Annotated in this window: 19 protein-coding genes and 2 pseudogenes; 10 read left to right on the forward strand and 11 right to left on the reverse strand. The window is 70.7% G+C overall.

Going from position 1 to position 22,938, the window contains the following annotated elements; translation table 11 throughout:
• Positions 1-68: 68 nt before the first annotated feature.
• Together ACTWQC_RS16390 and ACTWQC_RS16395 are read right to left on the reverse strand one after the other, a co-directional pair.
• Positions 69-260: a DUF397 domain-containing protein gene (locus tag ACTWQC_RS16390; protein WP_443316423.1), complete on the reverse strand. Its 192-nt coding sequence runs from the start codon at positions 258-260 to the stop codon at positions 69-71.
• A 2-nt stretch (positions 261-262) separates the two neighbouring features.
• Positions 263-1,078, reverse strand: a complete 816-nt coding sequence (locus ACTWQC_RS16395) for a helix-turn-helix domain-containing protein (RefSeq protein WP_443316424.1) — start codon at positions 1,076-1,078, stop codon at positions 263-265.
• A 124-nt stretch (positions 1,079-1,202) separates the two neighbouring features.
• On the opposite strand from ACTWQC_RS16395, the gene ACTWQC_RS16400 reads away from it, so the two are divergent.
• Positions 1,203-1,382: a hypothetical protein gene (locus ACTWQC_RS16400; RefSeq protein WP_443316425.1), complete on the forward strand. Its 180-nt coding sequence runs from the start codon at positions 1,203-1,205 to the stop codon at positions 1,380-1,382.
• 11 nt (positions 1,383-1,393) lie between these two features.
• Here ACTWQC_RS16400 and ACTWQC_RS16405 read toward each other — a convergent pair whose 3' ends face one another.
• A complete protein-coding gene (locus ACTWQC_RS16405; protein WP_443316426.1) occupies positions 1,394-2,176 on the reverse strand; it encodes a hypothetical protein in 783 nt (260 codons plus the stop codon).
• A gap of 579 nt (positions 2,177-2,755) precedes the next feature.
• On the opposite strand from ACTWQC_RS16405, the gene ACTWQC_RS16410 reads away from it, so the two are divergent.
• From ACTWQC_RS16410 to ACTWQC_RS16430, 5 genes are all read left to right on the forward strand, one after another.
• Complete coding sequence (locus ACTWQC_RS16410; RefSeq protein WP_443316427.1) at positions 2,756-6,064, forward strand: nitrate- and nitrite sensing domain-containing protein; 3,309 nt, start codon at positions 2,756-2,758, stop codon at positions 6,062-6,064.
• Entirely contained in the window at positions 6,061-6,627 is a 567-nt protein-coding gene (locus ACTWQC_RS16415; protein WP_443316428.1) for a roadblock/LC7 domain-containing protein, read from the forward strand. Before ACTWQC_RS16410 ends, ACTWQC_RS16415 begins: the two co-directional genes overlap by 4 nt.
• A complete protein-coding gene (locus ACTWQC_RS16420) occupies positions 6,624-7,040 on the forward strand; it encodes a DUF742 domain-containing protein (protein WP_443316429.1) in 417 nt (138 codons plus the stop codon). The genes ACTWQC_RS16415 and ACTWQC_RS16420 overlap by 4 nt, the downstream gene beginning before the upstream one ends.
• 61 nt (positions 7,041-7,101) lie before the next feature.
• A complete protein-coding gene (locus tag ACTWQC_RS16425; protein ID WP_443316575.1) occupies positions 7,102-7,719 on the forward strand; it encodes a GTP-binding protein in 618 nt (205 codons plus the stop codon).
• 110 nt (positions 7,720-7,829) lie between these two features.
• Complete coding sequence (locus tag ACTWQC_RS16430; RefSeq protein ID WP_443316430.1) at positions 7,830-9,080, forward strand: styrene monooxygenase/indole monooxygenase family protein; 1,251 nt, start codon at positions 7,830-7,832, stop codon at positions 9,078-9,080.
• A gap of 95 nt (positions 9,081-9,175) precedes the next feature.
• On the opposite strand, the gene ACTWQC_RS16435 is transcribed toward ACTWQC_RS16430, so the two are convergent.
• On the reverse strand, positions 9,176-10,321 hold the full coding sequence (locus tag ACTWQC_RS16435; protein ID WP_443316431.1) for an NlpC/P60 family protein: 1,146 nt from the start codon (positions 10,319-10,321) through the stop codon (positions 9,176-9,178).
• Between the two features lie 207 nt (positions 10,322-10,528).
• Positions 10,529-11,548 (reverse strand): annotated as a pseudogene (locus ACTWQC_RS16440) (chitinase); the annotation flags it as partial.
• Positions 11,549-12,024: 476 nt separating this feature from the next.
• Here ACTWQC_RS16440 and ACTWQC_RS16445 point away from each other — a divergent pair.
• On the forward strand, positions 12,025-13,839 hold the full coding sequence (locus ACTWQC_RS16445) for a hydroxysqualene dehydroxylase (RefSeq protein WP_443316432.1): 1,815 nt from the start codon (positions 12,025-12,027) through the stop codon (positions 13,837-13,839).
• A 181-nt stretch (positions 13,840-14,020) separates the two neighbouring features.
• On the opposite strand, the gene ACTWQC_RS16450 is transcribed toward ACTWQC_RS16445, so the two are convergent.
• The 4 genes from ACTWQC_RS16450 to ACTWQC_RS16465 form a co-directional block, all read right to left on the reverse strand.
• Complete coding sequence (locus ACTWQC_RS16450) at positions 14,021-15,106, reverse strand: PP2C family protein-serine/threonine phosphatase (RefSeq protein WP_443316433.1); 1,086 nt, start codon at positions 15,104-15,106, stop codon at positions 14,021-14,023.
• A gap of 259 nt (positions 15,107-15,365) precedes the next feature.
• Positions 15,366-15,632 carry a hypothetical protein gene (locus ACTWQC_RS16455; RefSeq protein WP_443316434.1) on the reverse strand — a complete coding sequence of 89 codons (267 nt, stop codon included), beginning with the start codon at positions 15,630-15,632 and terminating at the stop codon, positions 15,366-15,368.
• 10 nt (positions 15,633-15,642) lie between these two features.
• A complete protein-coding gene (locus ACTWQC_RS16460; protein WP_443316435.1) occupies positions 15,643-16,362 on the reverse strand; it encodes a TetR/AcrR family transcriptional regulator in 720 nt (239 codons plus the stop codon).
• Between the two features lie 211 nt (positions 16,363-16,573).
• Entirely contained in the window at positions 16,574-17,431 is an 858-nt protein-coding gene (locus ACTWQC_RS16465; RefSeq protein WP_443316436.1) for an IPT/TIG domain-containing protein, read from the reverse strand.
• A gap of 677 nt (positions 17,432-18,108) precedes the next feature.
• Here ACTWQC_RS16465 and ACTWQC_RS16470 point away from each other — a divergent pair.
• Positions 18,109-18,681, forward strand: a complete 573-nt coding sequence (locus tag ACTWQC_RS16470; RefSeq protein ID WP_443316437.1) for a dihydrofolate reductase family protein — start codon at positions 18,109-18,111, stop codon at positions 18,679-18,681.
• A 79-nt stretch (positions 18,682-18,760) separates the two neighbouring features.
• Here the strand turns inward: ACTWQC_RS16470 and ACTWQC_RS16475 are convergent.
• Both ACTWQC_RS16475 and ACTWQC_RS16480 read right to left on the reverse strand, forming a co-directional pair.
• Positions 18,761-19,451 (reverse strand): annotated as a pseudogene (locus ACTWQC_RS16475) (IS5 family transposase).
• 37 nt (positions 19,452-19,488) lie between these two features.
• Positions 19,489-20,421 (reverse strand): AurF N-oxygenase family protein, encoded by a 933-nt coding sequence (locus ACTWQC_RS16480; RefSeq protein ID WP_443316438.1) that lies wholly within the window; start codon positions 20,419-20,421, stop codon positions 19,489-19,491.
• A gap of 200 nt (positions 20,422-20,621) precedes the next feature.
• Here ACTWQC_RS16480 and ACTWQC_RS16485 point away from each other — a divergent pair, with 200 nt between their 5' ends.
• Positions 20,622-21,794 (forward strand): ferritin-like domain-containing protein, encoded by a 1,173-nt coding sequence (locus tag ACTWQC_RS16485; RefSeq protein WP_443316439.1) that lies wholly within the window; start codon positions 20,622-20,624, stop codon positions 21,792-21,794.
• A gap of 109 nt (positions 21,795-21,903) precedes the next feature.
• Positions 21,904-22,836 carry an ADP-ribosylglycohydrolase family protein gene (locus ACTWQC_RS16490; protein ID WP_443316440.1) on the forward strand — a complete coding sequence of 311 codons (933 nt, stop codon included), beginning with the start codon at positions 21,904-21,906 and terminating at the stop codon, positions 22,834-22,836.
• Positions 22,837-22,938: the final 102 nt, after the last annotated feature.

Genomic DNA, 22,938 nt, shown 5'->3' on the forward strand with positions numbered 1-22,938 from the left:
GCACGCGGGCGTGCCCAACCACTGCTGAGCGCTGACGCTGAGCCGATAGCGCCTGCGGCCCGCCGGGCTCAGTCCAGCCCGGCGGGGCGCAGTGTGGCTATGAACTCCGCCCAGGCGATGGGGGAGAAGGCGAGGGTGGGGCCGGACTTGTCCTTGGAGTCCCGGACGTGAACGGTGCCGGGGCAGGTCGCGACCTCGACGCAGGCCCCGCCCTCGTTGCCGCTGTAGCTGCTCTTGAACCAGGCCAGTCCGCTGTCCATCGCTACCCCGCCAACTCCTTGATGAATTGCGTCGATTCCCTGGTGGATAGGGCTTGTGTTCGGATCATGTCATACCGCTGCTTCAGGCCGCTGACCTTCTTCCGGTCAGAAACGAGCTGGCTGTTGGCCTGTCCCTCGACGTAGCCCAGCATGCGCCGCTCGGGCGTCTCCAACAGGATCAGGAAGCCGTCGAGGCCTGGGTGCTCCTCGACCGTCGTCGGCATGATCTGGACGGAGACATTGCGCAGTCGTCCACGCTCCAGCAGTTGTTCCAACTGCGCGCGGTGCACGCTCTGTCCGCCGATGGGGCGTTCCAGGGCCGACTGCTCGATGACGAAGTTGACCACCGGCGGCTCTTCCCGGGTGAGTACCGCCTGCCGGTCCAACCGGGTGCCGACTCGGCGCTCGACTTCCTCTTCTGGAAGAGTCGGGACGCGCGCTCCGATGACTGCCCGGGCGTAATCTTCGGTCTGCAACAGCCCGGGGACGGCCAGCGGATCGTACGTGTAGAGGCTCACCGCCTTCGCCTCGAACCTGGCCAGGTCCCGCAGAAACGTAGGGAACCGCGCCTCTTCCAGCGCCGGAATCGCCGCCTTCAGCACGCCCCGTGCCCCTAGCACCTCGTCCGCCTTCTCCACCGTCTTCTCGTCCGGGATGCGCCGCGCCAGCTCGTACGCCTTGATGGTGTCCGGGGCGTAGCCGAGCTGTTGGCCGGTTTCCTCCCGGGTCAGGCCCGCCAGTTCGCGGAAGAGCTTCAACTGGTTGCCGAAGACGTGGACGGTTACCGACGCCGACTCGTAGCTCTCGCTCGTCCCCATTTTCCCTCCCCATGTGCCATGTGCGTGGCCGCCCGGAGACGGGCAGCACGGCGCCGGAGACAGCAACTCCTTGTAATCGCACCACTACTAGGCACGCTAGGTGCGCGTCGTGATCGTTAGCGGCATGAAGCGAGAAACGCCCCCGCATCTGATGACGCTGCGCGTCTACCGGCTCGCCCCCACCGGCGAGCGGACCCCCGTCCGTACCGTCGTCGTGCGCGCCGACGACCCCTGCGAGGTGCTGCACAATCCCGGTACCTATCCGCCCTGCCAGTGCCCCCGCCACCGGCAGGTGCGCAAGTGAGGGGCCACGAGTCAGAGTTCGGCGAAAAGGGCCGCCTTGTCGTCGCGGGGCTTGCCGCGGCGGAAGGCCGTGCGGCCGGGGTCCGCCGCCTCGGCCGCCCTGACCCGCTCGACCAGGGACTGCGTGCCCTCCTTGCGGAGGAGGGCGAGGCAGTCCGCCCAGTCGCCCTCATGGAAGACCTCGACCCACCGCGCGGCGCCGTCCGTCAGCGCAGCCAGGGCGCGTACGGCCGTACGCGGGGTGGTGCCGGTGACCGCGCGCTGTGCGGCGTCCGGGTCGGCGGCCGCGGTGAAGAAACCGCCTTCGACGTTGCGCAGCGGCGCGACGAGGTGGCCTGCGGCGCGGAGTCGGTCGATGCGGTCGTCGAGGATCGCGGTGACCCGGCCGTCCGTGCCTTCCATGAGCAGCACGGAGTCGGAGAGGACCAGATGCTCGACGACCGCGTCGTCGCCCGCGTCGTCCCAGCGCCCCGCGACGACGGTCGCCTGGGGCGTGAGGACGTGAGAAAGGTCACAGGTCATCCGATGGGCATCCGCGGTGCGGCGGATGGACTCGGCGAGGCAGTTTGCCAGGGGCATATCCCGCCGCGAACCGGACAGTTCAAGCATCGTGCCGCCGAGCCGCGCGGTGAACCACGGCACTCCGTGGACGCATCCCGTGTCGCCCTCAGGCGGCGTCACGCCGTCGAGGAGGACGAGCGCGCCGCCACGCCCCGACGCTGGTAGAGCCACCGAAACGTAGTCCTCGTTGGGGCGTTGGGGGTCGCCGGGCTCGGTGGTGAGATCGATGCGCATGCGGTCAGTCTGCCGGAGGGCTCGGTGACCTCCCGGTGATCTCCGGGTGGTCGCGGGTGGTCGTAGGTGGTCTCGCTCGTACGGGCCGTGACCTGCGAACGAGCCTGCCGGGCCGGTGTCCCGGCTGTCGGGAAATTCCCCGGATTCGCCGAGTCCGGTCAGCTGTGGGCGCGCATCCTTCCAGGCCCCCGGGAGGTTTTCCAACCGGCCTGCGGGGGAACACGTCGGCGCCCCAGAATCAAGAGTTGTTTGCCAACTCCGGAGTGATGTTCACTCGTTCAGGTGGCCAGGCGAGCGAGGGGCACCCTGCCCAGACCGGTACTGGAATGGTCTGTTTCGTACCGAAGGGTGGGGGTGGGTGCTCGTCGGCGCTCCGCGACGCGGCTGGCACGAGTGAATGTGTTGTCACCTCGGCCATGGCAGACGAGAAACGGATTGTGAGCACCGGTGCGGAACTTGCGGCCTCGGGGCATCAAGCGTAGGTCGGCGAAGCCTGCGGGCGGCGCCTCGGACGGCTCGGCATCACCGACGCCTCCACCTCCGCCTCCGCAGCGGACCGCGCTGGTACGCAACCGGCTCGTGGTGGCGGTGGCCGTCGTGGCCGTCGCCGTCCTCTCCGCCGCGGCGCCGGGTGTCGCCGCGGCATCGGCCGACCTGGCGGAGTCCCAGCGGCTCGTCTCGCTGTCCGAGGTGAACGGGCAGGCGGTCGTCCTGGCCCATTCGCTGGCCGACGAGCGCGACACGATGACCGAGTTCGTCGCCGCGGGACGTAACCCCGCCTCCGGCGCCAAGAGCGTGTCCGAGAGCCGCCGCACCCGCGTCGACCGGAAGATCTCCGAAATCCGCGGCGACGCACCGGCCGAGCTGCGCCGGGTGCTCGCCGGGCTGCCGAAGGTCCGTCAGGAGGCGCTGTCCGGGCGGGGCAACGCCATGGACACCTTCGAGGCGTACACGGAAGCGGTCCAGGCGCTGCACGCCGTCTCCGCCGACCTGGCGCGGCTCATTCCGCCGCGCGCCTCCGACGGACCCGCCGAGTCGCTGCCCGCGCTCGGCCGCGCCGTCGAGCAGGGCTCTGCCACGCGCGGGCTGCTCCTTGGCGCGTTCTCCGGTCGCAGCAGCCGGTCGCAGCTCTCCGCGGTGGCGCAGCGCACGCACGTACAGGAGCAGGCGGCCCTCGCCGACTTCGAGCAGACCGCCCCCGAGGCGGCCACCGACCGCTACGCGAACACCGTCAACGGCACCGAGGCGGGTACCGCGGAGCGGTACCTCACCCGGCTCACCGACCAGCCGCAGCTCTCGGCCCAGGACGTCGCGCTCAACAAGGACCGTGTCGAGGCGGCGCTGTCCGGCCGGCTCGACCGTATGCGGGCCGTCGAGTCGGCCCTCACCACGGCCGAGACCGACCGTCTCGCCGCGCTTCGTGACGACGATGTCACCGCACTTGAGCTGCGGATCGCGCTGTCCGTGGTCTGTCTGCTGCTCGCCGTCGGCATCTGCATCTCGGCCGCCCGTTCCATGACCCGGCCGCTGGCCGTGCTGCGGCTCGGGGCGCGGCGGGTCGCCGACGATCCGGCCGCGGAGGAGCCGGTCCGCTTCACCGGGCGGAACGACGAGTTCGCGGACGTCGTACGGGCCGTCAACGAGCTCCACCAGACGGCCGTACGGCTCCACACGCGCGCGGAGCAGCTCGGCGACGACCGGACCCGGCTCATCGGGGAGCGGACCCGGCTCGCGGAGGAGCGCGACGAACTGCAGCGCAAGCAGGAGGAGATCGCCGATCGACTCGCGGGCGTCCAGGACCGGGTGCACGGCAGCTACATCAGCCTCGCGCTGCGCACCCTCGGGCTCGTCGAGCGGCAGCTCAGTGTCATCGAGGGGCTCGAGGACCGCGAGCAGGAACCGGAGCGCCTCGACACGCTCTTCAAGCTCGACCACCTCGCGACGCGGATGCGGCGTTACAGCGAGAACCTGCTCGTCCTCGCGGGCGCAGAACATGGCGGCTGGCACGGCGGCGGGCACGGGGGCGGTGGCGCGCACGGCGGGGCGCCGGTGCCGCTGCTGGACGTGCTGCGCGCCGCGGTCAGCGAGATCGAGCGCTACGAGCGCGTGGAGATCCACTCGCTTCCGGGGCACGCCCAGGTCGCGGGGTTCGCGGCGGACGCGATGAGCCACCTGGTCGCGGAACTGCTGGAGAACGCCACGGCGTTCTCGCCGCCGGACGCGAACGTCGAGCTGTCCGGGTGGCTGCTGCAGAGCGGCGAGATCATGCTCTCCGTCCAGGACGAGGGCATCGGCATGACATCGGAGCGGCTGGAGGAGCTGAACTCCCGCCTGGCGGAGACGGACCCGGACCTCGCGTCGGAGGACGAGGACGACGACGCGCTGGGGCTCGGGCTGTACGTGGTGGCGCGGTTGGCTGCGCGGCACGGCGTACGGGTGCAGCTGCGCGCGCAGAAGTCGGGCGGCGTCGCGGCCGTCGCGGTCCTCCCGAAGTCGATCCTGCCGACCCGCCCGGCCCCGGCGGGAGCGGGCGGGCCGGGCGCGACGACGGCTGCGCCCGGCAAGCCGGCGGTGAACTTCCCGGGCTCGGTGGCGGAGGCCAACTCCAACGCGCTCCCGACTCGCACCCCGGCTCTGCGGGGCCCGCAGCCGCTGACGGACGGTACCCCGGCCGATGGCGCCTCACCTGAGGCCGCCCCCATGGACGCCGCCCTGGCGGCGGACCCGCTGGTGGCCGCGGCGGAACGGGCCATTGCGGCGGAGGAGGCGACGGAGGAGGCGACGGAGGGCGAGCCGCCCGCCGCGGCCGAGCCGGTGAACGCTGCGCTTGCGGACGAGACGATCGCAGCGGCCGCGACGGACGGGACGGACGCAACGGCGACCTTCCCGCTGCCGTCGCCGCCCGACGAGCCGGTTGCTGAGCCGGACGCCGCGCTGCCGGAGCGGTCGGTTGCCCGTGCGGAGGCCGACGGCGAGTACGCAGACGCCGTTGAGTCCGCCGCCGCGGACGAGGTCGCGGCCGCGCCGCCCGGGACGCCCGGGGACGAACCCGGCTCAGTGCCGGACGAGGGCCCGTTGGCGCCGAGCGTGGACGTTCTCGATGCCCCGGCTGGGGAGCAGGAGGCTCCCGCCGAGCCGCAAGCGGTGCTGCCGGAGCAGCCGGTTGCCCCCGCCGACGCGGGCGACGCGTCCGCAGGCGCGGATGCGCTCGGCGCCTCGGACGAGACCGCGGCCTCGCCGCTCGGGGCGGCCGGGGAGTCGTTCCCCGCCGTGCCGGAGCAGGGTGGGCCCGCCGCGTTGCGGCCCGAGGCGCCCGTCGCGCCCGCTGCTGGTGGGCCGTATGCCATAGGGCCCGACGAGCACGCTCACGCGGAGGACGAGGCCAACGCCATAGGCGCCACCGCCACAGGCGCCATAGGCGTCGATCAGGCGACGCAGGATCTGCGGCAGCCGCCCGCTGCCGATTACCCCGACGGTGCCACCGTCCACGGGACCGGAGCCACCGCGCTGCCTGAAGCCACCCCAGCCGCCGCCGACGCCGCGCAGCCCGCACAGGACGACGCCGCTCCCCGGTGGGATCGGGTCACCGACAAGGGGCTGCCCAAGCGGACGCCGAAGAACGTCGCACCCACCGCGCCCGCGCGCGAGCGATCCGCGCCCGTCAACGCCGAGGAGCTGCGCCGCAGGCTCGGCCGATTCCAGCAGGGAGCCCGCGACGGCCGCCGTGACGCCGAAATGGAATTCGCCGGGCGGGAAGACACCGTGCAGCAGCCGCAGGAGAACGCCGCAGAAGATTCCGCACCATCCGCACCATCCGCAGAACGTACCGGAGAACACCAGACGGGGGCGCTGGACGAGACTGGCACAGTCGAGGAGGCACGCGGTTGAACGCGTTTACCAAGCCCGGCCCTGACCCCCACAGCACGACCGCCCCGCCGTACGGACTGAGCACCGAGGCCCGCAACCTGGCCTGGCTGCTGAGCAACCTGGTCGACGAGGTGCCCGGCGTCCGCTCCGTCGCCGTCGTGTCCTCCGACGGGCTCCTGCTGCTCTCCTCGGACGCCGAGGCGGTCCGTACGAGAGCCGGTTCGGGCCACGGTAAGCCCCTGGAACAGCCCCAAGCCGCCCCGGCCGGCGGCCCCGGGGACGACGGCCCCAAGGGCTCGTCCGCCGACCTCGCCACCATCGTCTCCGGGCTCGCCGCCCTCACCACCGGTGCCGCCAAGCTCATGTCCGCGGGCGTGGTCAAGCAGACCATGGTGGCCATGGACGAAGGCAGCCTCTTCGTCATGTCCATCAGCGACGGCTCGCTCCTGGGTGTGCACGCCACCCCGGACTGCGACATGAACGTCGTCGCGTACCACATGGCCCTGTTCGTCGGCCGGGCCGGCCACGTCCTCACCCCCGAACTCCGCAGTGAACTCCGCAAGTCCATGGAGAGGCACCAGTGAGCTCCTCGCCCCAGCTGCCGCAGCGCGTCACGGACCGCGACGCGCTGAACAAGAAACCTGCGCGCGTACGCCCGTACTCGCTCACCGGTGGCCGTACCCGCTTCGGGCACGTCCTCCTCGTCGAGACGTTCGTCGCGGCGCTCGACGGCCCGGACGAGCGGCGCGAGCTGACCTCCGGGGCGTGGGCGGAACGCGTGATGCCGGAGATGCGGGCGATCGTCGAACTGTGCCGCCGCATACGCACGGTCGCGGAGATATCCGCGCTGCTGAACATGCCGCTGGGCGTCGTCCGCGTGCTGCTCAGCGACTTGGCCGACCAGGGAAAGATCCGCGTCTACGGTACCGGCCACGGCGCCGGCCGCCCCGAACGCGCGCTGCTGGAAAGGGTGCTGGGTGGACTTCGCAGGCTCTGACACGGTCACCAAGGACGCCGGGACGGGGCCCGGCGCCGGGGGCCGTATCAAGGACAAGGACATCGCCGAGGAAGAGGTTGCCGCCGAAGCGGAACACGGCGGCCTGCAGACCTGGCAGACGGACCGTACGCGCGCACCGATAGCCACGAAGATCGTCGTCGCGGGCGGCTTCGGCGTCGGCAAGACGACCTTCGTCGGCTCGGTCTCGGAGATCACGCCCCTCACCACCGAGGCGCTGATGACCCAGGCCGCCGAGGACGTCGACGACAACGCGGCGACCCCGGAGAAGACCACGACGACGGTCGCCATGGACTTCGGCCGGATCACGCTCGATTCGGACCTCGTCCTCTATCTCTTCGGCACGCCCGGCCAGCAGCGCTTCTGGTTCATGTGGGACGACCTGGTGCGCGGCGCGATCGGGGCGGTCGTCATGGCCGACACGCGGCGGCTGCCGGACTGCTTCCCCGCCCTCGACTACTTCGAGAGCTGCGGGCTGCCGTACGTCGTGGCGGTCAACCACTTCGAGGGGACGCCGGAGTACGCGGCCGAGGACGTACGCGACGCCCTGTCCGTACCGCCGCGGGTGCCCGTCGTCATCATGGACGCGCGGAAGCGGATCACGGTGGTCGAGTCGCTGCTGGCCCTCGTCGGCCACGCCCTTGACCTGACACCTGAGTGACGTAGCCTCAGGCCCGGCCCGCCCAGCCGCGCCGGGCCGCCTTCCGTCGCCCTTCCCCGTGCGCCCCCCGGGGCCCGCCCCACGCACCAACTGAGAGAGAAGACCCAGTCATGCGGAAGATACTCGTCGTGGGAGCCGGCCAGTCCGGTCTCCAGATCGCCCTCGGCCTGCAGTCGCACGGCTACGAGGTCACCCTGATGTCGAACCGCACGGCCGACGAGATACGAGCCGGGCGGGTCATGTCCACCCAGTGCATGTTCCACACCGCCCTCCAGCACGAGCGCGATCTGGAGATCAACTTCTGGGAGAGCCAGGCGCCGAACATCGAGGGCCTCGGCGTCTCCGTCGCGGGCCCCGAGTCCCAGAGGGTCATCGACTGGGTCGGAAAGCTGGACGGCTACGCCCAGTCCGTCGACCAGCGGGTGAAGATGGCGGGCTGGATGGAGACCTTCGCGCAGCGCGGCGGGCAGCTCGTCATCCACGGCGCGGCAGTCTCCGACCTGGACTTCTTCGCCCGGAAGTACGACTTGGTGCTGGTCTCGGCGGGCAAGGGCGAGCTGGTGTCGATGTTCGGCCGGGACGCGTCCCGTTCGCCGTACGACGCCCCGCAGCGCGCGCTCGCCGTCTCCTATGTGCACGGGCTCGGGCCGCGCCCCGAGCACCCCGACTACGACGCGGTCCGCTGCAACCTCGTGCCCGGGGTCGGCGAGCTCTTCGTCATGCCGACGCTGACCACGTCCGGCCGGGCCGACATCCTCTTCTTCGAGGGCATCCCCGGCGGCCCGCTGGACGCCTTCCAGGGCGTCAAGGACCCGAACGAGCACCTCGCGCTGACCCTGGAACTGATGGAGAAGTTCACGCCCTGGGAGTACGCGCGCGCCACGAAGGTGGAGCTGACGGACGAGAACGGGACGCTGGCCGGGCGTTACGCGCCGACGGTCCGCAATCCGATCGGGCGGCTGCCGGGCGGCGGGGTCGTGCTGGGCGTGGCGGACGTGGTCGTCGCCAACGACCCGATCACGGGCCAGGGCTCGAACTCCGCGTCCAAGTGCGCGGCGTCCTACCTCGCCTCGATCCTCGAGCGCGGGGACGAGCCGTTCGACGAGGCGTGGATGCAGGCCACGTTCGACCGGTACTGGAAGACGGCCCAGTACGTCACGAAGTGGACGAACGCGATGCTGGGGCCGCCGCCGGAGCATGTGCTGAACCTCATCGGCGCGGCGGGCCAGCTCCAGCCGGTCGCCGACCGCTTCGCCAACGGCTTCAACGACCCTGAGGACTTCGAGAACTTCTTCTACGAGCCCGAGAAGGCGCAAGGCTACCTCGGGGAGGTGGCGGCGGCCGCCCAGCCCGGCGCCTGACACCGACGGCGCCTGACACCGACCCTGCCCGGCGCTTCGCACCGGGTCCCACCCGCCCGCCCTTTCCAGGGCGGGCGGGTGGCGGCTTGCGCGGCTCAGGCCGGGGCCGTGAGGGCGAAGCCCGTGTCGCTGCCCGCCGTGGCGCCCCGCGGCAGTTCCGGCCGCGCGTACCGCTCCAGCGGCTTCGCGTCGTCGTCCGGGCGAACCACCCCCAGCAGCGGGTTCGCCGCGACCGGCGAAACCTTCACCACCGCGCCGGGCCGAGGCGCCTGCACCACGTACCCGTTGCCGATGTAGAGCGCGACATGCGTCGCGCCCCGGTAGTACACCACCAGGTCCCCCGGCCGCAGCTCCCGCACCGGCACCCGCCGCAGCCTCTTCCACTGCAGCTGGCTCGTCCGCGGAATCCGCCGCCCGGCATGCGCCCACGCCTGCGAGGTCAGCCCCGAGCAGTCGAAGGCCTTCGGCCCCTCCGCCCCCCACTCGTACGGCTTGCCGAGCTGCGCGAAGGCGTACTCGATCGCCCGCGCGCCGACCCGCGACGGCCGGCGCGTGTCGCGTACGCCCCGCAGCCCGGCGGAGTTCATGAACGCCCGCTGTGCCGTGGCGACCAGGGACCGCTCCAGCCGCCCGACCTTCTCCAGCTCCTCCGGGGAGAGCGACGAGAGCGCGCGCTCCACCGCGTCGAGCTGCCGCTCCACCTTCTCGCGCTGCCGCAGCCGCTTCTTCGCGAGCGTCTGCTGCTTGTCGAGCGCCGTACGGGCCCGGGTCGCCAGGCCGTCGAGCCGCCGCTCGTTCCCGGCCAGCCGGATGACGGTGGCGTTCCGCTCCTCCGCCGCCCGCTGGATCATGTGGCCCTGGTCGAGCGCCCCGCGCAGACTGCGGCTCATCAGCAGCCACAGATACGCGGACACGGTGCCGGCGGAGTTCTGGTACTGCTCCCGGGCCAGCCGCCCCGCGTCGTCGCGTCCGTCGGCCAGCCGCACCCGCGCCTGCGCCAGCTGCCCGCCGAGCCGCCGGACCCGCTTCTGCTGGCGCCCCAGCTGCTCTTCGGTGGCGTTGTAGGCCTCACTGGTCTCCTCCACACGCCGGTACAGCGTCTGAAGCTCTGTCAGCAGCTGGCGCACCGACCGGTCGGCGGGGACCGCGACGACGGCGGGGGAGGGTGGCACGGCCACCGCGAGCGCGGTGCCCGCGGCCACCGCCGCCGTCCGGACCGACCGTACGAACCGTCCTGACACCGAGTCACCTCCGTTGATCGGGGTACGCGCGAATGTGCTCGCCCTCGCGCGCGTGACGATCTTCGGAGCTGGTCGTATTGTCGGCAAACCGCGCTGGGCGGTTCCGACCAAAGAACTCACTCGTTGGGTGCCGGGCCGCCGGGAGCTCGGCGATTCTGCCGGGCTCCGGCGCCCGCACGTGCTACGGCCGACGTGTTTTTTCAGGCCTTACGGCCGCCGCCCGTAGTACGCGTCGAAGTTCTTCGAGAACTCCCGGTTGTTGAAGTTGTCCCAGTTGATCGACCACGTCATCAGGCCGCGCAGCGCGGGCCAGGTGCCGTGTGTTGCGTAGCTGCCGCAGTTCGTCTTCTTGGTCAGGCAGTCCAGCGCCTTGTTGACCTCGGCGGGAGGGGTGTGTCCGTTGCCCGCGTTGCCGGAGGCCGGGAGGCCGATGGCGACCTGGGAGGGTGCGAGGGGCGGGAAGGTGTTGTTCTGGTTGCCCGCGACGGGGAAGCCGCTGAGCAGCATGTCGGTCATGGCGATGTGGAAGTCCGCATGGCCCATGGTGTGGTACTGGTCGTCGAGGCCCATGATCGGGCCGGAGTTGTAGTCCTGCACGTGCAGGAGGGTGAGGTCGTCCCGCAGAGCGTGGATGACCGGGAGGTACGCCCCGGCGCGCGCGTCCTGCCCGCCGGACCCCGGCCCGTAGAACTGGTACCCGAGCTGGACGAAGAACGTCTCCGGGGCCATGGTCAGGGTGAACCCGGACCCGTACTTCGCCTTGAGCGACTTCAGCGCGGAGATCAGGTTGACCACGACCGGGGTCTTGGGGTTCTTGAAGTCCGTGTCGCCGGCGTCGAGCGAGAGGGAGTGGCCCTCGAAGTCGATGTCGAGGCCGTCGAGCCCGTACCGGTCGATGATCGCGCTGACGGACTCGACGAACTTGTCGCGGGCGGCGGCCGTGGTCAGCTGCACCTGGCCGTTCTGGCCGCCGATGGAGATCAGGACCTTCTTGCCGGCGGCCTGCTTGGCGGCGATGGCGGCCTTGAACTCGTCCTCGGACTCGACGTTCGGGCACTCGCTCTGCGGACAGAGGCTGAAGCGTATGTCGCCGGAGGTGGAGGAGGTGGGCTCGCCGAAGGCGAGGTCGATGATGTCCCAGCTGTCGGGGACGTCGGCCATGCGGGTGTAGCCGGAGCCGTTGGCGAAGCTGGCGTGCAGATAGCCGACGAGGGCGTGCTCGGGGAGTTCGGCGGCTTGGGTGCGGGCGCCCGTACGGGCTTCCGTACGGGCGCCGTTGCCGGATCCGGTGCCGGCATCGGATCCGGATTCGGGTCCGGCCATGGCCATGGGGGTGAGGACGCCGATCGCCGCTGTCGCGGCGAGGGCGACGGTGAGGAATCTCTTACGGAGACGCATGGTGGGGGCTGCTCCTTGTCGAGGTGTCACGTCATGGGGGGTTGACGGCACGTGGCATGGAAGCAGGACTAGACCAATGCGTCAATGGCCTGAACCAATCGCCTCGTCGGCGGAGGCCGCTCCGCGCCGGGGTTTCCCACCCACCCGCCCTTGTAGGGCGGGTGGGATGAATCCGCGCCGTAGGCGCGAGTTGTCAGGGTGCTGTGCGGCTCGGGGGGTTGGCGGTCGGAGGTGTTTCGTGTCTCCTTAGCCTGGCGAGAACTTGACGAGCAGTCAGGGGGCGGCCTGACTGGGGAGGGCGGACCATGAAGCGCAGCAGAACAAGACGCCGGTTCCTGTCCGACATCGGCGCCACCGGCGGTGCCGTCGCACTCGGCGCGGCCGCAACCCCGGCCGCGGCCGCCGCCGCACCCCGGCGCCCCATCGGCGCCACCCGCGCCAGGCGCGTCGCCGTGCTCGGCGGCGGCGTGTCCGGGCTCAGCGCTGCCCAGGAACTCGCCGAGCGCGGCTACGCCGTCACCGTCTACGAGTACCTCACCGCGCTCGGCGGCAAAGCCCGCAGCATGGACGTCCCCGGCACCGGCACCGCCGGCCGCAAACCGCTCCCCGGCGAGCACGGCTTCCGCTTCTTCCCCGGCTTCTACCGGAATCTGCCGGACACCCTGCGCCGCATCCCGTTCCCCGGTAACCCGGGCGGCGTCCGCGACAACCTGCGCGGCGGCACGGAAACGCTCTTCGCCCGCGAAGCCGGCCGCCCCGACCTGCACTTCCCGCTGCGCCGCGTCACCACCCCGCCCCGCCCCGGCGACCTCACCCCCGAATGGATCCGCGACCAGCTGCTCTCCGTCCTCGACCCGGTCACCGGGCTGCCCGCGCACGAGGCCGCGTACTTCGCCAACCGCGTTCTCGTCCACCTCACCAGCTGCGACGCGCGCCGTGACGACCAGTGGGAGAAAGTGCCCTGGTGGGACTTCATCCGGGCCGGTGACTTCAGCGAGGAGTACCAGCGGTTCTTCGGCATCGGACAGACCCGCAACCTCGTCGCCACCCGGGCCGAGGAGGCTTCCACCCGCACCGTGGGCCGCGTCATCATCGAGGCCCTGCTGCTGTGGGGGATGCTCGGCCGCGGTCAGGACGGCGACGCGGACATCGACCGGGTCCTCAACGCGCCGACCAGCGAGGCGTGGATCGACCCGTGGGTGGCCCATCTGCGTTTGCTCGGCGTCGAGTTCGTACTCGGCACCGAGGTGCGCGAGGTGCTGTACGGGGACGGGCGGATCACCGGCGTACGGGTCGGCGCACCGGACGGCACCGACGCCCGTACCGTCACCGCTGACCACTACGTCTCCGCCATGCCCGTCGAGCACGCGCGCCTGACCTGGGGCGCCCCGTTACGGGCCGCCGACCCGCAGTTGGCGCGGTGCGATGCGCTGCGCACCGACTGGATGGTGGGAGTGCAGTTCTATCTGCGCAAGCGGACCCCGCTCGTCCACGGGCACGTCAACTGCCTGGACTCGCCCTGGTCGGTCACCGCCATCGGCCAGGCCCAGTTCTGGGACGTCCGCGACTTCCCGGCCGACTACGGCGACGGGCGGGCCGCGGACTGCCTGTCCACGATCATCTCCGAGTGGGACAAGCCCGGGATCCTGTACGGCAAGACGGCCAGGGAGTGCACCCGCGAGGAGGTCGTGGCCGAGCTCTGGGCCCAGCTCAAGGATGCCGTGGGCACCGGCGGGGAGGCCGTACTGAAGGACGAGGACCGGCTCGGCTGGTTCATGGACCCGGCCGTCACCGGCCTCGGCGGCCCGGACCCCCGCAACCGGGAACAACTCCTCATCCACCCCACCGGCACCCTCTACAACCGGCCGACGGCGAAGACCGCCGTGCCGAACTTCTTCCTGGCCGGGGACTACGTGAAGACGGATGTGGACCTGGCCACCATGGAAGGGGCCAACGAGTCGGCGCGACTGGCGGTCAACGCGCTCCTCGACGCGGACGCCTCGGACGCCGAGCGCTGCCGGATCTGGCCGCTGTACCAGCCGCCGGAGATGGAGCCCCTGAAGCGGGTCGACGAGGTCCGGTACCGGTTGGGGTTGCCGAACACGTTCGACCTGGGCTGACCCGCGGTGGACGCGGCGCCCCTGAAGCGGGTCGACGAGGTCCGGTACCGGTTGGGGTTGCCGAACACCTTCGACCTGGGCTGACCCGCGGTGGACGCGGCGCCCCTGAAGCGGGTCGACGAGGTCCGGTACCGGTTGGGGTTGCCCAATACCTTCGACCTGGGCTGACCCGCCGTGGACGTCAGCTGCGCCGACGTGTTTCGCCGGCCTCTTTGCCGAGCCGTTCGACCAGGATCATCGCCGCGTCGTCCGCCAGGCGGCCCTGGGTGTGGCGGACCAATCCCCGGTGCAGTTGTTCCAGAAACTCCGGTGGGCTGAAGGCGTGCAGCGCCTTCATCGCCTCCGGCAGTGCGAAGAACTCGTGGTCGGGATTGCGGGCCTCGATCACGCCGTCGGTGTGCAGCAGCAGACGGTCACCGGGTGCGAACGGATAGCTCTCAGCCCTGGGGAACACGCCGGAGGAGAGACCTTCCAGGCCGAGAGGTGGCAGTGGGGAGGCGGGCAGCAGTTCCTGTACCTCGCCGTGGCGAAGGACCAGCGGCGGCGGATGGCCGCAGTTGACCACTTGGACGACGTGCCGGTCCGGCACTTGCGCCACCAGCGCGGTGACGAAGTCCTCCGCCTGATCTCCCTCGTCAGCCTGATCGACACCTTCCACCACAGCGGACGCCCGTCGCAGCGCGGCCGTGCAGTGGTTCATGACCTCCGCCAGGTCGTCCTCGTAGTGCGCGGCCTCCCGGAACGCGCCCAGCACGGCTGCGGCCGAGCGCACCGCAGGCAACCCCTTGCCCCGGACATCCCCCACGATCATCCGGACGCCGTACCGGGTCTGCACCGCCTCGTACAGATCACCGCCGATTTGCGCACCCGCCTCAGCCGCGAGGTACATGCTGGCCGTTCGGACCGGGCCCAGCCGGGTGGGTACGGGCCGCAGCAGGACGTCCTGGGCCGCCATGGCGATGCGGCGGATCTGGGCGAGCTCGCTCTGCCTGCGCGTCTGCACGGCCCTGCTCAACGTGAAACTGGCCACGGACACCACGAGGACAGCCAGGAAGTTGGTGTAGACCTGCTGGGTACCCCACGCCTGGTTGTAGGTGGCGGTGGTCACGCTGATGGCCAGCGCGAAAGCCGCTGCCGAGAGCGTGCCCTTGGGGCCCATCGTCACCGCGGCCAGCGCCGGTGTCGCGGTGAGGAGGGGGCCCGTATAGATGAAGTGCATCGGTGTGAGCTCGATGACCACCACGAGCAGTGCGATCGCGAAGGGCACGAACTGACCGATCCTGAAGAGGACCCGGCTGTGGCCGCCCGCTCGTGGTCGAGGAGATGAGCGGAAGAGCGACCACATACGTACAGCCTGACGTATCGCGGCCCAATGTTCCACCTAGGTTGTTAGATCCTCTAATTGTTTCTTGAAGAGTTCGCCGCGGGTGGGCGGGGTCTCAGGAACCGCATGCCGGACGCCCGGTCATGGTGTTGCGATGTCACGGGACGGTGGCCCGGCATCGCCGCAGCGGAGTCGGTCCCGGTCAGCCTCGCCCGGACCAGGGCCACTTGAGGCTGTGGCCCGGCTTGCCCTCCGGGGCGTACTCGTACCTCCAGCCCCGCTGGAGCCCCAGCCGCTTCGAGTACCCGGCCGGAACCCGCCGGTAGACGAAGACCGTCGGCTCGCCGCCGAGCGGGTCCGGTACCGGGACCTCGTACACCTTCGGCGGGTGCCCCGTCGCGCCCACCAGCACCGGCAGCACCCGGCCGTCCAGGGGCCCGCCCACGAAGGGCGTCTGCTCGCTTCTCACGGCACCAGTGTCATAGCAGATGCGCCGCACCGCTCACCACGGGCACGACCCGGCGGGCCAGCACGCCCACCGGCCCCTCCGCCGTCTCCAGCGCCAGCGCGGCGCGTGCCACCTCCGCGGTCTGGGGGTCGCTCGCGGCGGTCGCGGTCAGCAGGGCGACGAAGTTGTCGACCAGCCAGTCGCGCAGCTCGCGGACCGGCGGCTGCCGGTCCTCGTCCAGCCAGATGAGCGAGGCCGCCTCGACCGCGGTGATCCACATCCGCACCATCATGCGCAGCCGCGGCCCCGGCGCCCGCACCTCCATGTGGAGCAGGATGTGTTCCGCGGCCGCCCGCCGCACCTCGTCGACGATCGCGGTCGTCCGGGACGTCTCGGCGACGCTGCCGCCCTGGAGCAGGGCGGTGAAGCCCGCGGCGTGCTCGTCGACGAAGGCGAGATAGCGGTCGAGGGCGCGCGAGAGGCGCCGGGTGAGGGGGCCGGTCTGCGGCTCGGCGAAGCACTGCTCGAGGTCGTCGGCGGCGGTGCGCAGCGCGGCCTCGTACAGCTGCTGCTTGCCGCCGGGGAAGTAGCGGTAGACGAGCGGCCGCGAGACCTCGGCGGAGTGGGCGACGTCGTCCAGCGAGATGTCCTCGGGGGCGGCGTGCGCGAACAGCTCGAGCGCGGCGGCGATCAGCTGCGCCCGCCGCTGCTCGACGGACATCCTGCGGTACGAGACGTCGCTGTGCGTCATATCCGGCAGCGTAACGGTCCACCTCCGGTGAGGCAGGCCGGGATCCACGCCGACCCGCCCCGGCCGGTGGCGGCGGCGCCGCCCGTGGGGCGCCGTAACCTGCGTTGTCCGCCGGGGGGCGTGCCGGGCGCGGGCGTGCCGGTGCCCCGGTGCGGGCGCGGCACCAGGAGGTGTCGCTCCGGCCGGGGCACTGGCCTTGAGGGGGCTGCGATCACACGTAGGTGATGCCTGCGGGAACGGTGACGGTACCGCCCGCGGTGGTGACCACGACGGATGCCGGACCGACCGCACCGGGCGGAAGGGTCGCGACGAGCTGGGTCCCTCCGGGGTCGATGGTGAGGACAGGGGCCGGGTTGCCGCCGACCGTGACCGTCGCGCCGGTCAGGTTGGTTCCGTTGATGATGAACGCCGTACCGCCCGCGACCGGCCCGGTGGTCGGCACGATGCTGCTGACGATGGGCGCGGCGGGTGCGGTGTAGGTGAAGCCGCCGGCCACCGACGTGGTGCCGCCCGGGGTGGTGACCACGACGGTTTGGTTCCCGGCCACACCAAGCGGGGTGACGCCGGTGAGCACCGTGCCCGAGGCGTCGACGTTGATGCTCGTGGCCGCCACGCCGCCGATGGTGACCGTTGCGCCTGTGAGGTCGGATCCCGTGATGGTGAACGCGGTCCCGCCCGTGGTGGGCCCGGAGGCCGGGGCGATGGTGGCCGCGACCGGCGGTGGCGGCAGAGTGATGGTGGTGTAGAGGAAGGGGAACGTGTTGCTGGCGCCGCTCGAGGTGATGACCTGAGCGTCCACGAGCCCCGGAGTCACACCCGCAGGCACCACCGCGCTGAGGAGGATGCCGGGGAGGACGGGGGTGACCCCGGTGGCCGGAACACCTCCGAAGGTGACCGACACGGGGTTGTTCAGGTTGAAGCCGACGAGCAGGACGATGTCCCCCGCCCCTCCTTGGGAGGGCGCGACGCCCAGGAGGGTGGGACCGAAGAGCGGGGGAAACCCGGGAATCGGCGGGAAGGGGAAACCGAGCTGGCCTTGTGCCGATGGTTTCTGCTGCATGGCGGACATGGCTTTCCTCCAACTTGCGGGGATGCGCAGGGAATTGGCCCGGACCCCCGCCTCCGAGAGTGGGTCGTCCTTCCACGCTAGGCTCGTCCGCCATGTCAACGGGAGGCGCATATTTCACCCTGAAGAGGCATTCGGCGAATGATGCGACAATCCAAGGATGAGCCGTTAAGTAAACTCGCTTACCGGCGTGCGCCGTTCCCTCCAGTCCTCGGTTTTCCGAGTTTATCGGCAACTGCGCTTGATTTGCAGGGAGTTGAAGGGATCACCGCCGGATTGCTGATGATGGATGACGCCATTTCATCGCGGCAATGGGCCACGTTCAGCGGGAAGGGCCGCCCTGATCGGCGACGCGACCGCGATGCCGGTTGCGGGCGGCCAAGGCAGTCTCGTTTGGATCACCGAGCCTGACTACATCAAGATGCCGTGCCACCGGTTGGGGCGGGTTACGCACCGCTCGTCGCTGTTGCGCTGCTGGTGGTCCCGCAGTCGGGCACGTGTGTGGCTCCCCGAGATGATCCGGATGGCCCAGGTCACCGGGAGGGACGGGCGACGGCCGATGAGTTTCTCCGTGATCCGCAGTCAGAGATCATGGTTGGTGCGCTGCAGCCGCGAGTTGGTCGAAGCGTGCACCGACCGAATCTGCTGAAAACCGGACACAAGACACCGAGGAACCTTAGATGCGTACCCTGATCAGCACCGCTTTCATCTCGCTCGACGGCGTCGTGGAGGCCCCGGGCGGCGAGCCCGGTTACCGGAACGCCGGGTGGACCTTCAAGGACATCGACTTCCTCCCCGAGGCATTCGACATCAAGGGCCGGGAGCAGAAGGAAGCCACCGCGATGCTCATGGGCCGGACCAGCTACGAGGCGTTCAGCCCGGTGTGGCCCGACATGGAGGACTTCGCCGACTACAAGGTGATGCCGAAGTACGTCGTCTCCACCACCCTCACCGAGGACAACCTGGTGTCGAACTGGGGCGAGACGACGATCCTGCGCTCGCTCGACGACGTCGCCGCACTGAAGGAGACCGAGGGCGGCCCCATCATCGTCCACGGGAGCGCCTCCCTGAACCAGGCCCTTTCGGACGCCGGCCTGATCGACCGTTACCACCTGCTCGTCTTCCCGCTCCTGCTCGGTGCGGGCAAGCGGCTCTTCAGCGCCACGGACAAGGACACCCAGAAGCTGAAGCTCGTCGAGCACGAGGTCTACGCCAACGGCCTGCAGAAGAACGTCTTCGACGTCGTCCGCTGACAAGGCTCCCGCACTCGCCCTCCCGTCGGGTCCCCCGGACGTGGCACTCGGCGGAAGGACCTGCTCGGCGGGGGTTGGATCACCGCGCGGACCAGAGGAAGATGCCCGCGATGTGGAGCCCGGCCAGGTAGATGGCCGCGGCCTTCGTAGCGGGTGGCGATGCCGCGCCACTGCTTCAAGCGATTGATGCACCGCTCGACCGAACGCCTTGTCGGCTAGGACCACGTCCGGCCGGGTCCGGGGCCGTCCGCGTCGGCGCGGGACTCGCAGGCGGGCCATCACGTCCGTGAAGGCGGGCGCGTCACCGGCCTGTCCGGCGGTGAGAACGAAGGCCAGGGGGCGGCAATTGTCGTCGGCTGCGAGATGAACTTTCGTGGTCAGCCCGCCGCGGGACCGGCCGATGGCGTGGTCGTCCGGCTCGCCGACCGGGGCCCCCTTTTACGGGCCCCGGCGGCGTGCTGGTGAGCACACACAATCGTGGAGTCCACCGAGACAGCCCGGCCCAGATCCTCGTCAGCGTCGGCCTGGGCCATCAGCGCCGTGAACACCCGCTCCCACGTGCCGTCCACGGCCCACATCCGCAGCCGGTTGTAGACGCCCCTCCAGTTGCTGTACTTCTGCGGCAGGTGGACCCACTGCGATCCGGTCTGAAACTTCCAGGCGATCGCATCGATCACTTCCCGGTGATCCCGCCACCGGCCACCCCGCTTCGGCGTCCGGTCCGGCAGTAACGGCTCGATCCGCGCCCCCTGCGCGTCAGTCAACGGCACAGCTGGGCCAACATCAGATGATCCAAAACGAAACGGCCTAGGCCAAGAGCCCTGAGCTGCGCCACAGGCGGCGGCCGACGCCCCTCAATACGCCGATTTCCTCCAGGAAATCGGTGAGCCGCTTGGCGCCGGTCTGCATCACCTCGCGGCGGTGCCCGCTCGCCTTCACCTGCGCCACCGCCTCGCGCCTGTCCAGGCCGACGTTCGTGTAGACCTGCGGGTTGACGAAGGCGACCGAGAAGATCCGGGCCGCCTCGCCCGAGCTGATCCGGGTCAGCTGCCGTTCCCAGCGCGGGCTGGAGATCATCTGGCGGCGCAGTTCCTCGCGCGCATACCGGACGTGCCGCGCCTCCTCCACCACGTGGATCCGGGTGACCCCGCGCACCAGCGTCTGGACGCGTTCGTCGGGAAAGGTGAGCCGCTGCATCCAGTCCAGGATTTCCTCGCCGAGCAGCGTGCAGGCGAAGGAACCCGGCGTCGTGGAGACCGTCTTGAGGACGCGGGCGAGGTTGTGGTGGATCCGGGCCACCGGGTACGCGGGCGCGCCGCCCTTGTGGATCATGCGCGCGAACATCTTCGAGTGGCGGCACTCGTCGGCTATCTCGGTGAGCGCATAGCGGACGTGCGCGCTGGTCAACGGCTTGTCGTAGATGTGCCGGACGAGCAGCTGCATGAGGATGATCTCGAACCAGATGCCGAGCGACGCGAGCGAGGCGGCCTCGTGCCGGGCCAGGTCCATGCGCTGCTCCTCCGGCATCCTCCGCCACAGCGGGGTGTCGTAGAGCGAGACGAGCTCCGGCGGCCAGAACCACTTGCCCTCCTCGATGGGGGCGTCCCAGTCGAGGGCCGTGTCCGGGTCGAAGGAGTGCTTCGCGGAGGACTCCAGCAGGCGGTCGGCGACCTGCTCGCGGTCCTTGAGCAGTCCGAGCGTGTCGCGGAGCACATGGGTTTCGGACACGGACGACGTCATGGCGCAGCGCTCCTCGATGACGAGTTACCGGCGGTACAGTGGGGCACACTTTATGAGACTGCTTGTCAGCAAGCCCGTCAATCCCTCCCGCAACGAGTTCTCGTTCAACTTGTTGACCGGGCGGTAACAGACGTGTGAGCCTGCCAACCATCCGCTCCTGCACGGGAGTCCGGGGAGTCCGCGAGGCGAAGGAGGCGTCAGTGTCGACGCACGAGCTCTACGCGCAAGATCCTGGAGAAGAGCTGTGGCAGGTGCCGGCCTCCGGTGCCGCGCGCTTCAGCTGGGAGTACGACGATGGCCGAGACCGCCTCCTCGCCCTCTACCAGAAGGGCAAGGACAAGCAGTGGGATGGCCAGAAACGGATCGACTGGGACCTGGAGGTCGACCCGTACGACCCGCTCGGCACGCCCGACGAGTCGCTGGCCCTCTACGGGACCCGCCACTGGGCGAAGATGACCGAGCGCGACAAGGGTGAGCTGCGGCAGCACTTCACCTCCTGGCAGTTCAGCCAGTTCCTGCACGGCGAGCAGGGCGCGATGGTGTGCGCAGCGCGGATCGTGGAGTCCGTCCCCGACCTGGACGCGAAGTTCTACTCCGCGACCCAGACGATGGATGAGGCCCGGCACGCCGAGATATACGGCCGCTTCCTCCACGAAAAGGTCGGGATGCTGTACCCGATCAACGACAACCTGCAGTCGCTGCTCGGCGACACCCTCCGCGACTCCCGCTGGGACATGCCGTACCTGGGCATGCAGGTGCTCATCGAGGGCCTGGCGCTGGCCGCCTTCGGCATGATCCGCGATACCACCGACAAGCCGTTGCCGAAGCAGATCCTCGCCTACGTGATGCAGGACGAGGCCCGGCACGTCGCCTTCGGGCGAATGGCGCTGCGCGACTACTACAAGCAGCTGAGCGACGCCGAGCTGCGCGAGCGCGAAGAGTTCGTGATCGAGGGCTGCTACCTGATGCGCGACCGGCTGCGCGGCACGGAGGTGCTGGAGAACTTCGGCATCCCCGCCGAAGAGGCCGCCGAGTACACCGAGCAGTCTGAGTTCCTGCACCTCTTCCGGAAGCTGCTGTTCAGCCGGATCGTGCCGTGCGTCAAGGACATCGGCCTGTGGGGCGAGCGGCTGCAGCGGGCGTACGTCGACCTGGGCGTCTTCGAACTCGGCGACTCCAACCTGGACCTGCTGATGGCACAGGACGAGGAGCTGGCCGAGCAACTCGACGCGGAGCGCTTCGCGCAGGAGGAGGCGGCCCGTACGGCGGAGGTGGCCGAGGCGATCGCGGCGGGCGCGGGTGCGGGCGGCCCGGCGGGCGCGGGCGTGACGGGCGCAGGCGTGACGTCGGCCTCCGGCGGAGGCGGTCGGTAAGAGCGCGGCTCGGGCTTCAGCCACCACCACGGCTCGGGCTTCAGCCACCACCACGGCTCGGGCTTCAGCTTCCCCCGGAGCCGGCCGCGGGCCTGGCAGCATCGCGGGCATGACTGCGACCGCGAATCGCGCAGCCGCGCAGGACAGCATCCGGGGGCTGGCCCTCGGGGACGCCTTCGGCGAATGCTGGTTTCCGCTGTCCCTGCTGGACGGGAGCGCGCACGAGGAGATCCGGGAGCGGCGCGTGCCCGCCGCCCCCGTATGGCACTGGACCGACGACACCGCGATGGCCCTCTCCGTCCTCCGGGTACTCAACGGGCTCGGAGAGATCGACCAGCAGGTCCTGGCCCGTACGTTCGGCAGGGCGTTCATGGCCGACCCCGGCCGTGGCTACGGAAGCGGGATGCACACCCTGCTCCCGGTGCTCGCCGGGCACCCGGAGGCGTGGGAGGCCGCGCCGCCCGCCCTCTTCGAAGGCGAGGGCAGCCTCGGCAACGGCGCGGCCATGCGGGTCGCGCCGCTGGGCGCCTGGTTCAGCGACGACCTGCGCCGCGCCGCGGAGCAGGCGGCGCGCTCGGCGCGCGTCACGCACACGCACCCGGAGGGCATCGCGGGCGCCGTCGCGGTCGCGGTCGCTGCGGGCTTCGCGGCCCGTATGCGCCGGGTGCGGGTCCCGAGCGCGCCGGAGCTGCTGCGGATGATCGCGGCCCGTACGCCGCGCAGCGCGGTGCGCCGAGGCCTGATCCGGGCAAGCGAGTTGACGTACGACACCCAGCCGCGCGAGGCGGCCGACGTCCTCGGCAGCGGCAGCCGCATCCGCGCCGACGACACCGTTCCCTTCGCGCTGTGGTGCGCGACCCACCATCTCAGCGACCTGACGGAGGCGCTGTGGGCGACGGCGGAGGGCCAGGGAGACGTCGACACGACCTGCGCCATCGCGGGCGGCGTGGTCGCGGCCCGTACGGGGATCGCGGATGTGCCGGCGCAATGGCTCGAGCGCTGCGAGCCGCTGCCGGGCTGGGTGGAGCGCGTTGCGGGCTGAGCGTCGCCCTCGTCGCAGCGAGGGGGCGCCACCCGCCGTCCTGCGCCGCGCATCCATCGGCCGTCTATCCATTATGGGCCGGGAAGCCGCCTGATTCCGTCC

Source organism: Streptomyces sp. 8N616 (genome assembly GCF_052246385.1).
Lineage (GTDB): Bacteria > Actinomycetota > Actinomycetes > Streptomycetales > Streptomycetaceae > Streptomyces.

Excerpts from the sequence above, each read along its gene's own strand:
- ACTWQC_RS16390 (WP_443316423.1), bottom strand. The coding sequence starts at position 260 with ATGGACAGCGGACTGGCCTGGTTCAAGAGCAGCTACAGCGGCAACGAG.
- ACTWQC_RS16395 (WP_443316424.1), bottom strand. The coding sequence starts at position 1,078 with ATGGGGACGAGCGAGAGCTACGAGTCGGCGTCGGTAACCGTCCACGTC.
- ACTWQC_RS16400 (WP_443316425.1), top strand. The coding sequence starts at position 1,203 with ATGAAGCGAGAAACGCCCCCGCATCTGATGACGCTGCGCGTCTACCGG.
- ACTWQC_RS16405 (WP_443316426.1), bottom strand. The coding sequence starts at position 2,176 with ATGCGCATCGATCTCACCACCGAGCCCGGCGACCCCCAACGCCCCAAC.
- ACTWQC_RS16430 (WP_443316430.1), top strand. The coding sequence starts at position 7,830 with ATGCGGAAGATACTCGTCGTGGGAGCCGGCCAGTCCGGTCTCCAGATC.
- ACTWQC_RS16445 (WP_443316432.1), top strand. The coding sequence starts at position 12,025 with ATGAAGCGCAGCAGAACAAGACGCCGGTTCCTGTCCGACATCGGCGCC.
- ACTWQC_RS16460 (WP_443316435.1), bottom strand. The coding sequence starts at position 16,362 with ATGACGCACAGCGACGTCTCGTACCGCAGGATGTCCGTCGAGCAGCGG.
- ACTWQC_RS16465 (WP_443316436.1), bottom strand. The coding sequence starts at position 17,431 with ATGTCCGCCATGCAGCAGAAACCATCGGCACAAGGCCAGCTCGGTTTC.
- ACTWQC_RS16470 (WP_443316437.1), top strand. The coding sequence starts at position 18,109 with ATGCGTACCCTGATCAGCACCGCTTTCATCTCGCTCGACGGCGTCGTG.
- ACTWQC_RS16480 (WP_443316438.1), bottom strand. The coding sequence starts at position 20,421 with ATGACGTCGTCCGTGTCCGAAACCCATGTGCTCCGCGACACGCTCGGA.
- ACTWQC_RS16490 (WP_443316440.1), top strand. The coding sequence starts at position 21,904 with ATGACTGCGACCGCGAATCGCGCAGCCGCGCAGGACAGCATCCGGGGG.